This is a genomic window from Flavobacterium sp. ALD4 (assembly GCF_002836475.1).
In the GTDB taxonomy this organism is placed as follows: Bacteria; Bacteroidota; Bacteroidia; order Flavobacteriales; family Flavobacteriaceae; genus Flavobacterium.
Genome location: NZ_PJBJ01000023.1, coordinates 120,569 through 136,082, shown reverse-complemented (window position 1 = coordinate 136,082; position 15,514 = coordinate 120,569). Strand labels below are relative to the sequence as shown.

The following is a 15,514-nucleotide window of genomic DNA, read 5'->3' as shown; positions in this document are numbered from 1 at the left end:
GCTAATGCAACAATTTTCATTTAAAAATAGAATTGCCTTCAATTACATAATCACCACTGCTTTGTTGATTTTTGTGGTGTTTTTTACTATTTATTCTATTGTGAAACTAAGTGTTTACAACCGTCTTAATAATGATATTGGTAAGGAAGTAAAGAATCACTTGAACGAAATTGAAATAAAAAACAATGCTATTTTCCTTATTCATTTAGAAGAATGGAAAAAAAGGGAACACAACACTGTTGATGTAAACCCCGTTTTTATTCAGTTTTTAGATAGTAAAGGGAATTTAATCGAAAAATCTCCCAATCTAAAAAAGCAAAACTTACAGTTTCATAAGGATATTGCCGATGATGAATTGTTTGACACAAAATTATTACATAACAAAATTCGGCAAATACAGACTCCAATATACAATAGAACGCAAAAAATAGGTTACTTAGTAATTGCGATGTCTCTGGAAGACGCCTCTATGGTTCTTCAAAATTTATTTGAAGTATTGATTATTGCTTATCCCTTGATTCTAGTTGTCCTTTTTCTGATTGCACGTTTTATTGCTGGAAGAAGTATAAAACCGATTAGTTCTATTATAGAGACTTCTAACATTATTACCAAAGATAATCTGACCTCTAGAATTCCATTACCTCAGAACCTTGATGAGCTCTATGTTCTATCTAAAACAATAAATAATTTATTAGACAGAATCGAAAACACGATTGAAAGAGAAAAAGAATTTACGTCTGATGCTTCGCATGAATTAAGGACTCCGTTGACTGTGATAAAAGGGACTCTGGAGGTTTTGATAAGAAAGCCTAGAAACGCTGCAGAGTACGAAGAAAAAATTAATTTTTGTATTTATGAAGTAGATCGGCTAAACAATCTAGTAGATCAGTTGCTATTGCTCGCGAGATTTGAAAATCAAAAGCAAAGCTTAAAGAAGGAAAAAATTTATTTAAATACAGTAATATTAGATTCAATTTCAAGATATTCTACCACAATTCAAACTAAAAATATACAAGTTGTAACTGAGTTTAAAAAGGACTACTATATCAAAACTGATGTTTATTTATTCTCGATAGTAATTAATAATTTGATATCTAACGCACTAAAATATTCAGATAAAAATACTAAATTAGCTATTATTACAACAGATGATGATGATAAAATTGAGTGCAGTATAATCGATTCCGGCATAGGGATTTCCTCAAAGGATATATCGAAAGTTTTTAATCAATTTTTCAGATCTAATGCAACAAATCATCCTCAAATTAAAGGAACAGGGTTGGGTTTGTCAATAGTGAAAAAACTATGTTTATTACTTAGTATTGATGTTCAAATTTCGAGTCAAGAAAGTGTTGGGACAGCAGTAACTTTAAGCTATGACAAAGAAGATTTTAAGTAGTTCTTTAGACTGTGAGTGTCCCTATCTATTTGCTGTGTTTTTGAAATATAAAATAAAGTAACAAAAAATGCTTGAAAAAATTATTGCTTTTAGTCTTAAAAACAAACTTATAGTTTTGTTATTCACTTTAGGAATTTTTGGCTTTGGAGTCTATTCTATATTTCAAATTTCTATAGGTGCAGTCCCTGATGTTACTAACAATCAGGTACAAGTTATTACTACATCACAAAACCTTTCGACTCAGGATATTGAACAGTACATTACGTATCCAGTAGAAATTGAAATGGCAAACTTGCCGGATGTTAAAGAAATTCGCTCTATTTCAAAATTCGGCCTCTCCGTGGTAACCATTGTTTTTGAGGATGATTTAGGAACTTATTTACCCAGGCAATTAATTGCTGAAAAAATAAAATCGGCTTCTGAAAAAATTCCAGCCGGTTTTGGAACTCCACAAATGGGTCCTATTACTACAGGACTTGGAGAAATTTATCAATACACATTAGAAGTAAAACCCGAATTTAAAGACCAATACACAGTAACTGATTTAAGAACCATTCAGGACTGGGTAGTAAAGCGCCAATTATCAGGAGTAAAAGGGGTGGTTGAAATCAATACTTGGGGGGGCTACTTAAAGGAATATGAAATTGCAATAACTCCTTCTAAATTAAAAGCCATGAACATCAGTACTACAGATGTTTTTACGGCGCTTGAGAACAATAATAGTATTGCTGGTGGTGCTTATATCGAAAAAGTAAATCAGAGTTACTTTATTCGTGCCGAAGGAAAAGTAAAATCACTAGAAGATATTGAAAACATAGTGGTAAAGAATACAAACGGAATACCTATTTATGTGAAAAATGTGGCTGATGTTCGCTTTGGCCATGCGAATCGTTTCGGTGCCATCACTGGTAACGGAGAAGGCGAGAAGGTACTCGGTCAAGTGATGATGCTAAAAGGAGCTAACTCTAAACAAGTAATCAATGATGTAAAGGTTAGAATTACTGAAATCCAAAAATCATTACCAGACGGAGTTTATATAAATGGATTTCTAGAACGTAGTGAATTAGTTGGTAAGACCACTTTTACAGTTGCGGAGAATCTTATTGTAGGTTGTCTAATCGTTATTTTTGTAGTGGTTTTGTTGCTAGGGAACTGGCGATCTGGATTAGTAGTAGCCTCTGTTATTCCATTGTGTCTATTATTTGCGATTTCATTGATGAATATTTTCGGAATTGATGCTAACCTGATGAGTCTTGGTGCTATCGATTTCGGTATTATTATTGATGGAGCCGTTATTATCGTTGAGTTTATTGCGTTTCAAATAGCCAGTAAAGCAGTCCAATTAGGCCCCCTTTCTAAAGAAGATAGGCAAATACAAATTGACCAAATCACATACAATAGTACTTCTAAAATGATGAATTCGGCCATTTTTGGACAGTTAATCATCTTAATTGTATTTATCCCAATTCTTTCTCTTTCAGGTATCGAAGGTAAAATGTTTAAACCCATGGCAATGACTTTTAGCTTTGCTTTAGTAGGAGCCATGATATTTTGTTTCACCTATGTTCCCGTTGTTTCTTCTTTGTTTTTGAAACCTAAAGAAGAAAATCCTAATTCGTTTTCTAATAGATTAATTAGGAAATTAAATTCGTGGTATCTTCCCATTATAACTTGGGGATTGCGCAATACAAAAAAAGTACTGTACGGCGCTTTGGGGTTATTAGTTTTGGGAGGAGGGTTATTTACTACTATGGGAGGGGAGTTTATACCCACCTTAGATGAAGGCGATTTTGTAATTCAACCGGTTTTAAAAACGGGTACTTCCTTGACAAAAACTATTGCGACTACTACTAAAATCGAAAAAATAATTCTTAAAAACTTTCCTGAGGTAGATCAAGTAGTAAGTAGAATAGGCGCCGCTGAAGTTCCTACTGACCCAATGAGTATGGAGGAAAGCGATGTTATTGTAAAGTTAAAGCCAAAATCAGAGTGGGTGTCTGCAGATAGTAAAGATGAATTAGCAGATAAAATTAAAGCCGCTATTGAAAAGCAGATTCCAAATATGGAAATTGAATTTACACAACCCATTGAAATGCGTTTCAACGAATTAATTTCCGGTACCCGATCTGATATAGCAGTAAAAGTATTTGGTGAAGATCTAGATGTATTGTCACGAAAAGCACGTGAAATCAAAAAAGCTATCGCTAAGGTAGAAGGAGCCTCCGACATTATTATTGAAAAAACGGAAGGCTTGCCACAAATGACTGTGCGCTATGACCGTTCAAAAATTGCTAGATATGGTTTGAATATAGCAGAGTTGAATGATATGATTGCTCTTGGATTTGCAGGAAAAACAGTGGGTAATGTATTTGAAGGTGAAAAACGATTTGATATGGTAATGCGTTTGGATAAAACCAATAGACATGATATTGATGATTTAAAAAATTTATATATTTCAACTCCTAATGGAGAACAGATTCCGTTACAAGAATTAGCTGTTATCGAGTATACGGAAGGGCCAGCCAAAATTTCCAGAGACAATACAAACAGAAGAATTGTGGTGGGAATTAATGTGCGAAACAGGGATTTACAAAGTGTCGTGACTGATATTCAAGATATCGTGAATACAAAAATCAAACTACCTCCTGGCTATTATGTTCAATATGGAGGACAGTTCGAAAACTTTCAAAGTGCTAAAGACCGATTAATGGTTGCGGTTCCTCTAGCATTATTCTTGATCTTAATCTTATTGTATTTTGCCTTTGGGTCGATAAAAGAAGCATTAATGGTATATTCAGCGATACCGCTTTCTGCAGTGGGAGGAGTATTATTTTTATGGATGAGAGGTTTGCCTTTTAGTATATCAGCTGGTGTTGGGTTTATTGCGCTATTTGGTATTGCGGTGCTCAACGGAATCGTATTGATTGAACATTTTAAAGAATTAAAACATCAAGGAATGAAGAACATTGATGAACTGATATTGAAAGGTACTACAGACAGATTACGTCCTGTTTTACTGACGGCTGCCGCCGCTGCTTTAGGATTTTTACCAATGGCACTATCTTCTTCTGCAGGAGCAGAGGTACAAAGACCCTTAGCAACGGTAGTTATTGGAGGGCTTTTTACAGCTACAATATTAACTATGGTTGTATTACCCGTTTTATTTAAAGTTTTTGATGGCAAAGAGCTTAAAAAAGCAAAATTTAAAAAACACCATAGTGATAGCTATCTAATTCTATTGTTGTTGAGTACTTCATTTGCCTTTTCACAAAAATCAAATACCGAATTAGATAGTTTGATTGTTAAAGGGATTGCTAATAATAAAAATTTAAAAGCCTATCAATTGCAGGTAGATAAATACCAGGCCAATATAAAAAGTGCTTACACCTTTGAAAAAACCAATATCTATTTCAATTACGATGAAAATAATTTAGCATCTAATAATAAACAGTTGAATGTTTTTGGGGCGCAACAGCGCTTTTCTTTTCCAACGGTTTATGGAGCACAGAAAAAAGTTTATGAAAAGGAATATGAAAAGGAGAAAGCTAGTTTTGAAATTCAAAAAAACAAACTTTCGTTAGAAATTTCTAAAGTATATTATCACATTGTGTATTTACAAAATCAAGAAACAATGTATTTCTATTTGGATAATCTGTACCAAAATTTTTCAAAAGCAAGCGACAGACGTTTTGAATTAGGCGAAACTAATTATTTGGAAAAAATAACGGCACAAGCCAAGTTTAGACAAATAAAAACTACCCTTTTTCAAATTGAAAATGATAAAAAAGCACATTATGATTTATTGTATTCATTGATTCAAACGGATAAAAAGATAGCGATAAAAAACAATTCAATCACTCCTCTGTTTAATTTAACTGAAGAATTAAGTAAAACTATTCAATCGATATATTTAGAAAGCGTTACGGGTGTTTACGAAAGCCAAATTAAACTTCAAAAACAACATTGGTTGCCTGATCTAAATTTAGAATATTTTAGGGGATCAAATAAAGGCTTGACGCAATCATTGAATGGTTTTCAGCTGGGAATTGCTGTTCCTATTTTATTCTCTGGGAATATTTCAAAATCTAAAGTGACTCAACTTGAATTACAAAGCTGGGAACAACACAAGCAAAATGAAGAACAAAAAATGGAGCAATTTGTTCGACAAAAAAAGAACGAATTAGCAAAATATCAAGAAGCGATTACGTACTATAACCAATATGGGAAAAAGCTGTCGGATGAAATTATTAAGGTGGCGAATTTGAGTTATAAACACGGTGAAATCGATTTCTTTCAATACATTCAAAGTTTAGAGAATGCCACTACCATTCAAGTTGAGTATTTGGATAATGTACTTCAGTTCAACAAAACCCAACTTGATTCACAATACCTTAATTTCTAAAAAATGAAAAATACATTATATATATTCGCCTTATCAATCGTTCTGTTTTCGTGTAAGGAATCTAAAACGGAAGAAGCACTTGTCAAGGATGATAAGTCGATTATGGTTACCGTACAGCAATTTAAATCTTCGGCAATGGAAATAGCAAGCCCTACTGAACAAGATTTTGAAGTAACTATTAAAGCAGCAGGAAAAATTGATGTTCCGCCACAAAACAGAGCAAAAGTAACTACTTTCGTTGGTGGTAATGTAAAATCAACCACCCTTTTAGTGGGTGATAAAGTAACAAAAGGAGAAGCTTTACTAACTTTAGAAAATACAGAGTTTTTAGATATTCAAAAAGACTATCTGGAGGTCGCTGAGAAAATTAAATATCTAAAATCCGAATACGAGCGTCAAAAAACCTTATTTGATGAAAAGATCACATCTCAAAAAAACTATTTGAAAGCTGAAAGTGATTATCGCGTGGCAAAAGGAATGTACCAAAGTTTAAGAGCTAAACTATCGCTATTAAATATTAGCCCCTCCAATGTTGAAAAAGGGATATTGACTTCGATAATTACTATTTATTCCCCTATGTCGGGCGATATAGTGGTGATGAATTCTAATGTAGGTATGCATGTCGCTCCTTCTGATACCATGCTTGAAATCATTGAAACAGATCATTTGCATTTAGAACTAAATGTATTTGAAAAAGATATTTTAAAAGTAAAAGTGGAGCAGGATATCAATTTTACAGTGCCAGAAGCTACAAAAGAGGTGTTTAACGCCAAAGTACATTTGGTAGGGAAATCTATTGAAGGAAATGACAGAACAATTAATGTCCATGGACATTTAGATGATAAAATGAAGCAACGATTAATTACTGGAATGTTTGTGGAAGCTGCTATTGTGGTAGATTCTAAAAAAGGGATGGCAATCCCAACAGAAGCTTTAATTACAGAGAACAACAAAAATTTTGTGCTTTTATTGAACGAAGAAAAAAACAACAGTTATTTCTTTAAAAAAGTGGCGGTTAAAATAGGGGAGAAGTCAGAAAAATATGTTGAAATTATTTCAAGTGACCAAATTGACTCTAGCTCGAAAATCCTAATAAAAGGTGTTTTTGATATGGCTAACTAAAAATAAAGTGTGGTTTCAAACAATTGGAAAAGCCAATTGTATTCTGAAGTTGACGTTATTTCTCTCCGAATTGCCAATAGGAGCTATTAGATATGGTGTTAGTTGTCCAATAGAAGTTTCATTGGCGGAATAATTATTATAATGACGATAGAAATTAACAAAAATTAATAAAATAAATACTAATTATTTAAATTGAATACTATGAACGATGCTCATTTACACCTGGTGGTAAACCATTTTCCTATAATAGGAACTATTCTTGGACTTGGAACCTTAGTGACCGGAATAGCTTTAAAGAATAATTCCGTAAAAAATACCGCCTACTGCTTATTTGTAGTATCTGCTATTTTTGCTGCATTGAGCATGGCTACGGGAGAGGGAGCAGAAGAAATGGTGGAAGATATGCCTAACATTGGGCACCAAATTATTCACGAGCATGAAGAACTCGCTGAAAAGTTAGCAATTGTTTTATATTTATTGGGTACTGTTTCCATTGGAGGAATTTTTCTAAATATAAAAAAGCATGCGAAAGCCACATTGGTTTCATATATAGTCTTGGCGATAGGTATTGGGGCGGTTTATCTTGGAACACAAGTTGGAAATTCAGGCGGGAACATTCGTCATACTGAAATAAGAGAAGATAGTGCGACTTCCAGTAGTGATGATGATAATGTAGGGCCAGCCGATGTTATCACAGAAAAGGAGGAAAAGTAGCTTTTAATTATTTAGTAAAATTAAGTTATATAAAAAACAGCTTTATAAACATATTTTTGAGTATCTTCGCATCAGAAATAAAAACAATTATGTTCACAATACAATTACATCATCATCATTTCCATTATTGCTCTCAAGCGATGTGTTAATCATATGTAGGTAAATCATCATATTTTAAAACCCGTTTGAGTACATCAAACGGGTTTTTTATTTAATACCCTTTTGTACTCAAGCATAATATTACAAACAAACAAAAAAAACATTACAATGAGTACACTAAAAATTGCAATTCAAAAATCAGGACGTTTAAACGAGGATAGTATTCAGATCTTGAAAGATTGCGGGATTTCAATAAACAATGGAATCGATCAACTAAAAGCGGAAGCTTCAAACTTCCCATTAGAAGTATTATATTTAAGAAATTCAGATATTCCTCAATATTTAATTGATGGAGTAGTAGATATCGCTATTGTTGGAGATAATTTACTAGTAGAAAAAGGAAAAGAGATTCAGGTAATCCAAAAACTTGGGTTTTCAAAATGCAAAGTTTCGGTTGCTGTTCCAAAAACATTTGAATACAATTCAATCAAAGACCTAGATGGATTGCGTATTGCGACTTCTTATCCTAATACGGTTAATGAGTATTTCAATTCATTTGGCGTGACGGTTGATATTCACCAAATTTCCGGATCCGTAGAAATTGCTCCTAATATCGGTCTTGCAGATGCCATTGTCGATATTGTATCTAGTGGAAGTACTTTATTTAAAAATAACTTAAAAGAAGTTGAAATTATTTATAAAAGTGAAGCAGTATTAGCTGTTTCTCCTAAAGTAACTCCTGAAGCTCAAAAACTAATTGACATCTTGCAATTTAGAATTGAATCTGTTTTGAGAGCCAGAAAATCAAAATACATTTTGATGAATGTACCTAACGATAAAATTGATGCAATTGGAAAAATCCTACCCGTTTTACGTAGTTTAACCGTATTGCCATTAGCGCAAGAAGGATGGAGTAGTGTGCACTCAGTAATAGATAAAGATAGCTTTTGGGATGTCATGGATCAGTTGAAACAGGCTGGTGCAGAAGGGATATTGATTTGTCCAATTGAAAAAATGGTACTGTAAAAAAATAAAAATGCAATATTGAAAACACAAATTCCAAAACTTGTAAGCGTTGAAATTTGGAATTTAAATTATATAAAAATGAACAAAATATACAACCCATTGCCAGAAACCTGGTCCACTATACTCGAAAGACCCACTAAAACGATAGATGATATTGAGCTTACGGTAAAAGAAATTTTCAAAGAAGTGCAGAAGAAAGGAGATGAAGCAATCTCAAAATACACTTCGTTATTTGATGGCGTGACGATCGTTAATCAAGAGGTAACAGAAACTGAAATAAATGCCGCTATCGAAGCTGTTTCCACTGAATTAAAAGAGGCTATTATTCTTGCTAAGGGAAATATTACCAAATTTCACACGGCACAAAAAACCAGTCGAGTTGAAGTAGAAACTATAGAAGGAGTTAATTGCTGGCAGGAAAAAAGACCGATTCAAAAAGTAGGCTTATACATTCCAGGAGGAACGGCGCCCTTATTTTCTACCGTGTTGATGCTTGCTGTTCCAGCAAATATCGCCGGTTGTAACGAAATTGTATTGTGTACCCCGCCAGATAAAAAAGGGAATATAAATCCAGCCATATTGTATGCCGCTAATTTATGCGGAGTCACTAAAATTCTAAAAGTAGGGGGTATTCAGGCGATTGCCGGGATGACTTTTGGTACGGAATCGATTCCAAAAGTATATAAGATTTTTGGTCCCGGGAATCAATTTGTAACGGTAGCTAAGCAATTAGCAACCCAGTTTGGTGTAGCAATTGACATGCCTGCAGGTCCATCGGAACTATTGATTGTAGCGGATGATAGCGCTATTGCTGCTTTTGTCGCTTCTGATTTGTTGTCTCAAGCAGAACACGGTGCCGACAGTCAGGTAATCTTAGTGTCTACGTCAAAGGAGTTAATTGATGAAGTTGAAAATGAAATTGAAATTCAATTAGATGCTTTACCAAGAAAAGAGCTTGCCGCAAAGGCTATTGCCAATTCAAAATTGATTTTCGTAGAGAATGATACCATAGCTTTAGAATTAATAAATAAATACGGGCCGGAACATTTTATTATTTGTGCGGAATCAGAAGAATATTATAGTGATGGGGTTGACAATGCAGGATCTGTTTTTATAGGTAATTTTACTCCGGAAAGCGCGGGAGACTATGCCTCTGGAACTAATCATACTCTACCTACGAACGGTTATGCGAAGAATTATAGCGGTGTAAATCTAGATAGTTTTACTAAATCGATGACTTTTCAAAAAATATCAAAAAAGGGAATTCAAAATATTGGAAAAGCGATAGAAATCATGGCTGAGGCAGAGGGCTTACAAGCGCACAGAAATGCAGTTTCTTTACGATTAAAAGCGATTGAAGATGAAAAATAGTTTTGATGTAAATACATTAGTTCGTGAAAACGTACTAAAAATGAAGCCATATTCATCTGCTCGTGATGAGTTTAAAGATTTTGATGTAGCCCAAATGATATTTTTGGATGCTAATGAAAATCCTTTTGAGACTGGTGTGAACCGCTATCCAGATCCGCAGCAAGTCAGTGTAAAAGCAGTTTTGGCAAAGCAACGAAAAATTCTACCAAATCAGATCTTACTAGGAAATGGGAGTGATGAAGTATTAGATTTACTTTTCAGAGCTTTTTGCGAACCGAATACAGACAACGTAATAACATTGCCACCTACCTATGGAATGTACGGTGTTTTGGCAAGTATTAACGCTGTCGAGAATAAAGAGGTATTGCTTTCTAACGATTTTGAACCCCAAGTAGATGCTATTTTAGAGGCAGTAAATGAAAACACGAAAATACTCTTTTTATGTTCTCCAAACAATCCAACCGGGAATTCCTTTTCAGATAAAAATATAGTAACCTTGCTACAGAATTTTAATGGTTTAGTGGTTATTGATGAGGCTTATATCGACTTTTCAAAGAAACAAAGTTGGGTTAATGAATTGGACGAATATCCAAATTTAGTTATTACTCAAACCTTGTCTAAAGCATATGGTTTAGCCGGTATACGTTTAGGGATTTGTTATGCTTCAAGCCAGGTTATTGCAGTTTTGAATAAAATAAAGCCTCCTTATAATGTAAACGAACTTACTCAAAAAAGAGCTTTAACACGTTTGGCAGATAAAGAAAAAATAGAAATAGAAATTGATTCTATTATAACACAAAGAGATCATTTACTTAAAGTATTACTTGAGGTTAAATTTGTCTCGGAAATATATCCAACAGAAGCTAATTTTATTTTAATAAAAGTAGATGATGCTAATAAAAGATACAATGAATTGATTGCTAAAGGAATTGTGATTCGCAACCGAACAACACAACCCTTGTGTGAAAATTGTTTGCGATTAACGATTGGAACAGCAGAAGAAAACAAAAAATTAATTGAGGCTCTGATAACAATTTAAACACAAACTTCAGTAATCACCACTAATTTTTAGAAGTGTTATTTTGAAAGTGTAGTTATTAAAAATAAAATAGTTTTAGAAAAATAGTAAGAAAATAGAACTCAAAATAAACAGAACTTAAGCGATTGCTAATCTGTGAAATTTGTGTCTCTTTTAAATCATAACAAATGAAAAAAGTACTTTTTATAGATCGTGACGGAACTATGGTTTTAGAACCGGAAGGTTATCAATTAGACAGTTTGTCTAAATTAGAATTTTACCCAAAAGCATTTCAGTATTTGGCTAAAATAGCGAAAGAATTAGAATATGAATTGGTGATGGTGACTAATCAAGACGGATTGGGGACAGACAGTTTTCCTGAAGACACTTTTTGGCCTACTCAAAATTTCATTTTGAGAGCTTTTGAAAATGAAGGCGTTCTTTTTGATGATATTTTTGTAGACCGTTCTTTTCCGGAGGATAATGCACCAACGCGCAAGCCAAGAACGGGAATGCTGATGAAGTACATTGATAACCCTCTGTATGATTTAGCGAATTCTTTCGTACTGGGAGACCGTTTGACAGATGTGGAATTAGCCAAAAATCTTGGTGCAAAGGCAATCTTTCTTAATACTACGGAAGGTGCGGGGCATACTGAAATAGCTTCTAAAAGAGAAGAGTTAGATTCAGTTATTACACTGCAATCAACTGATTGGAAAGAAATTTATGAATTCCTGAAGTTAGAATCACGTTCAGCTACGATTGAAAGAAAAACTAATGAAACAGATATTTACATCAATTTAAATCTGGATGGAACCGGAAAAAGTAAAATTGAAACCGGTATCGCTTTTTTTGATCATATGCTGGACCAAATTGCACGTCATGGACAAATGGACTTGGAAATTCTTGTAAAGGGAGATTTGGAAGTGGATGAGCACCATACCATCGAAGATACTGCGATTGCTTTAGGTGAAGTTTTTGCCAAAGCACTGGGTAACAAATTAGGTATTGAGCGTTACGGATTTTGTTTGCCAATGGATGATTGTTTAGCACAGGTAGCTATTGATTTTGGAGGTAGAAACTGGTTGGTTTGGGAAACCGAATTCAAACGCGAAATGGTTGGGAAAATGCCAACAGAGATGTTTTTGCATTTCTTTAAATCCTTCTCTGACGGTGCCAAAGCAAATATCAACATCAAAGCCGAGGGACAAAACGAACATCACAAGATTGAAGCTATTTTTAAGGCTTTCGCCAAAGCGATAAAAGTTGCCGTAAAACGCGATACAGAGAAGATGATTTTACCTAGCACGAAAGGAATGCTTTAAAAAAGTCCTTTAAAGTTTCAGCTTAGTAGAATAATTTGAAACTTTAAACTTGAAACAAAAATAAATGAAAATAGTAATCATAAATTATGGAGCAGGGAATATTCAAAGCATAATGTTTGCTATTGAAAGATTGGGATTCAAAGCTATTTTGAGTAACAAACCTGACGAAATCAAAGCAGCTGATAAAGTGATTTTCCCAGGAGTGGGAGAAGCCAGTTCAGCGATGAAAATGCTTTTGGAAAGTGGTTTAGACAGTTTAATTCCAACATTAAAACAACCTGTTTTAGGAATTTGTTTAGGGATGCAGTTGATGTGCAATGCTTCGGAAGAAGGGGATACAAAAGGTCTGGGTATTTTTAATGTGGATGTGATTAAATTTACTCCAAAAGTTAAAGTACCACAGATGGGTTGGAATCAAATATATAATTTGAAGTCTCCTTTGTTCGATGGAATCGCTGAAAACGAATATATGTATTTAGTGCATAGTTTTTATGCACCGGATTGTGCGGAATCGATTGCCACCACAAATTATGAAGTGGAATATGCATCAGCTTTGCAAAAAGATAATTTTTACGGAACCCAGTTTCACCCCGAGAAAAGTGGTGATGTGGGGGAAAAAATTCTAGAAAATTTTCTTAAGTTATAAATATTTTAATGGCAATCGCAAAAATCAATTTCAATTACAATCTGAAATCAAAAATCGTTAATCTACAATCAAAAATCTAATGAGAATAATACCTGCCATAGATATCATCGACGGAAAATGTGTTCGCTTGTCAAAAGGGGATTACAACACCAAGATCATTTATAATGAAAACCCGCTTGAGGTTGCCAAAGAATTTGAAGCACACGGCATCGAATATTTGCATTTAGTGGATTTAGACGGAGCAAAGTCAAGCCAAATTGTAAATTATAAAATATTGGAGCAAATCGCTTCTAAAACAAAATTGAAAATTGATTTTGGTGGTGGTTTAAAATCGGATGCCGATTTGAAAATTGCCTTCGATAGTGGCGCCAATCAAATTACAGGCGGCAGCATTGCTATCAAAAACAGAGCTTTATTCGAAAAATGGATTCAAGAATACGGTTCTGATAAAATTATACTTGGTGCGGACGCCAACAATGAAAAAGTGGCCATATCAGGGTGGTTGGAAGAATCCGATGAAGACTTAATCCCTTTTATACAAGGATATCAAGCTAAAGGCATTCAACATGTCATTTGTACTGATATAGCAAAAGACGGTATGCTCGAAGGTCCAAGTTTTGACTTATATGCTAAAATTTTGGCAGAAGCCAAAGGAATAAAATTAATTGCCTCGGGTGGAATTTCTACCTTTGATGAATTGCCAAAATTAGCGGAGTTAGGATGTGAAGGAACTATAATTGGGAAAGCGATTTATGAAGGAAGGATTTCATTGAAACAATTAGAACAATACATTATTGGGTAACTCCTGCGTAAAGACGTATTGAAGTGCGTCTATCCAAAAAAAACAATAAAAGACATGCTGACGAAAAGAATCATTCCTTGCTTAGATATAAAAAACGGTAGAACCGTAAAAGGCGTAAATTTCGTAGATTTACGTGATGCTGGTGATCCGGTGGAATTAGCTAAAATCTATTCAGCTGAAGGAGCTGATGAATTAGTGTTTTTAGATATTTCTGCGACAGAAGAAAGAAGAAAGACCTTGGTTGACTTAGTTCGAAAAGTGGCTTCTACGATTAATATTCCATTTACGGTAGGTGGCGGAATTTCATCCGTGGAGGACGTGGAGATCTTGCTTCAGAATGGAGCGGATAAGGTTTCTATCAATTCTTCGGCAGTAAAAAACCCACAACTGATCAATGATTTGGCACAGAAATTTGGCAGTCAATGTGTGGTAGTCGCTATTGATGCCAAGCAGATTGACGGTCGATGGATTGTTCATTTGGTAGGAGGCAAAGTGCCAACAGAATTAAATTTATTTGATTGGGTAAAAGAAGTGGAACAAAGAGGGGCAGGGGAAATTCTGTTTACTTCCATGGATAATGACGGAACGAAGAACGGATTTGCAAATGAAGCATTGGCAAAACTTTCGAGTGTGGTCAATATTCCTATAATCGCTTCTGGCGGTGCTGGTAACATACAACATTTTGTTGATAGCTTTACAGTAGGAAAAGCAGATGCAGCATTGGCGGCAAGTGTATTTCACTTTAAAGAAATCGAAATTAGAACACTAAAAAAAGAACTTAAAAATAATAATATAGAAGTTAGAATTTAGATGGAAGAACACAGAAAATAGACTTAGAAAAGAACCGTGATTTTTATCTTTTTCGTCTATCGTCTATTCTCCATGTTCTTTTTTTCTTTCCAAAAAAAACAAATACAATGAATATAGATTTTTCAAAAAATACCGATGGATTAATTCCTGCCATAATTCAAGACAGCGAAACTAATGCTGTTTTAATGTTGGGTTATATGAATGCAGAAGCATATCAAAAAACAGTAGAGACTAAAAAGGTAACTTTTTACAGCAGATCAAAACAAAGGCTTTGGACAAAGGGTGAGGAAAGCGGCAATTTCTTGAACCTGATTGATATCAAAAATGATTGCGACAATGATACCTTGTTGATTCAGGTAAAGCCGGAAGGTCCTACTTGTCACAAAGGAACTGATACTTGTTGGGCAACAGAAAACAAGACGAATTACGGTTTTATTTCTTCTCTAGAAAATACTATTCAAGTACGAAGAGAAAATGCAGATTCTGAAAAGAGTTATGTGGCTTCTTTATTTAAATTGGGAATCAATAAAATCGCACAGAAAGTTGGTGAAGAAGCTGTTGAAGTGGTTATTGAAGCAAAAGATGATAACGATGATTTGTTTTTAAGTGAAAGTGCCGATCTACTTTTTCATTACCTAATTCTGCTTCAGGCGAAAGGATTCAAAATCAATGATGTAGTTGACGTATTAAAAAGTCGCCAGAAATAGAGATCTTTTTCTTGTTTATTAAACTATATAAAACCCAATGGTAATTTCATTTACTGTTGGGTTTTCTTTTTTC

The 15,514-nt window shown here is 34.1% G+C and carries 12 protein-coding genes; all 12 read left to right on the top strand.

Going from position 1 to position 15,514, the window contains the following annotated elements; all coding sequences use genetic code 11:
• Window positions 1–4: 4 nt before the first annotated feature.
• Window positions 5–1,399: a HAMP domain-containing sensor histidine kinase gene (locus CXF59_RS03020; protein WP_101136240.1), complete on the top strand. Its 1,395-nt coding sequence runs from the start codon at window positions 5–7 to the stop codon at window positions 1,397–1,399.
• A 67-nt stretch (window positions 1,400–1,466) separates the two neighbouring features.
• Window positions 1,467–5,801, top strand: a complete 4,335-nt coding sequence (locus CXF59_RS03015) for a CusA/CzcA family heavy metal efflux RND transporter (protein ID WP_101136239.1) — start codon at window positions 1,467–1,469, stop codon at window positions 5,799–5,801.
• A 3-nt stretch (window positions 5,802–5,804) separates the two neighbouring features.
• A complete protein-coding gene (locus CXF59_RS03010) occupies window positions 5,805–6,923 on the top strand; it encodes an efflux RND transporter periplasmic adaptor subunit (protein WP_101136238.1) in 1,119 nt (372 codons plus the stop codon).
• 201 nt (window positions 6,924–7,124) lie between these two features.
• A complete protein-coding gene (locus CXF59_RS03005) occupies window positions 7,125–7,637 on the top strand; it encodes a hypothetical protein (protein WP_101136237.1) in 513 nt (170 codons plus the stop codon).
• Between the two features lie 267 nt (window positions 7,638–7,904).
• On the top strand, window positions 7,905–8,762 hold the full coding sequence (hisG, locus tag CXF59_RS03000; protein WP_101136236.1) for an ATP phosphoribosyltransferase: 858 nt from the start codon (window positions 7,905–7,907) through the stop codon (window positions 8,760–8,762).
• A 78-nt stretch (window positions 8,763–8,840) separates the two neighbouring features.
• On the top strand, window positions 8,841–10,133 hold the full coding sequence (hisD, locus tag CXF59_RS02995) for a histidinol dehydrogenase (RefSeq protein WP_101136504.1): 1,293 nt from the start codon (window positions 8,841–8,843) through the stop codon (window positions 10,131–10,133).
• The gene (gene hisC, locus CXF59_RS02990) at window positions 10,123–11,172 is read left to right on the top strand and encodes a histidinol-phosphate transaminase (protein WP_101136235.1); all 1,050 of its coding nucleotides are present in this window, start codon (window positions 10,123–10,125) and stop codon (window positions 11,170–11,172) included. The genes hisD and hisC overlap by 11 nt, the downstream gene beginning before the upstream one ends.
• A 167-nt stretch (window positions 11,173–11,339) precedes the next feature.
• Window positions 11,340–12,476, top strand: a complete 1,137-nt coding sequence (gene hisB / locus CXF59_RS02985; protein ID WP_101136234.1) for a bifunctional histidinol-phosphatase/imidazoleglycerol-phosphate dehydratase HisB — start codon at window positions 11,340–11,342, stop codon at window positions 12,474–12,476.
• Between the two features lie 64 nt (window positions 12,477–12,540).
• The gene (gene hisH / locus CXF59_RS02980; protein ID WP_101136233.1) at window positions 12,541–13,122 is read left to right on the top strand and encodes an imidazole glycerol phosphate synthase subunit HisH; all 582 of its coding nucleotides are present in this window, start codon (window positions 12,541–12,543) and stop codon (window positions 13,120–13,122) included.
• Window positions 13,123–13,201: 79 nt separating this feature from the next.
• Complete coding sequence (gene hisA, locus CXF59_RS02975) at window positions 13,202–13,924, top strand: 1-(5-phosphoribosyl)-5-[(5-phosphoribosylamino)methylideneamino]imidazole-4-carboxamide isomerase (RefSeq protein ID WP_101136232.1); 723 nt, start codon at window positions 13,202–13,204, stop codon at window positions 13,922–13,924.
• 54 nt (window positions 13,925–13,978) lie between these two features.
• Window positions 13,979–14,734 carry an imidazole glycerol phosphate synthase subunit HisF gene (gene hisF, locus CXF59_RS02970; protein ID WP_101136231.1) on the top strand — a complete coding sequence of 252 codons (756 nt, stop codon included), beginning with the start codon at window positions 13,979–13,981 and terminating at the stop codon, window positions 14,732–14,734.
• Between the two features lie 107 nt (window positions 14,735–14,841).
• Window positions 14,842–15,441 (top strand): bifunctional phosphoribosyl-AMP cyclohydrolase/phosphoribosyl-ATP diphosphatase HisIE, encoded by a 600-nt coding sequence (gene hisIE, locus CXF59_RS02965; protein WP_101136230.1) that lies wholly within the window; start codon window positions 14,842–14,844, stop codon window positions 15,439–15,441.
• The last annotated feature ends 73 nt before the right edge of the window (window positions 15,442–15,514 follow it).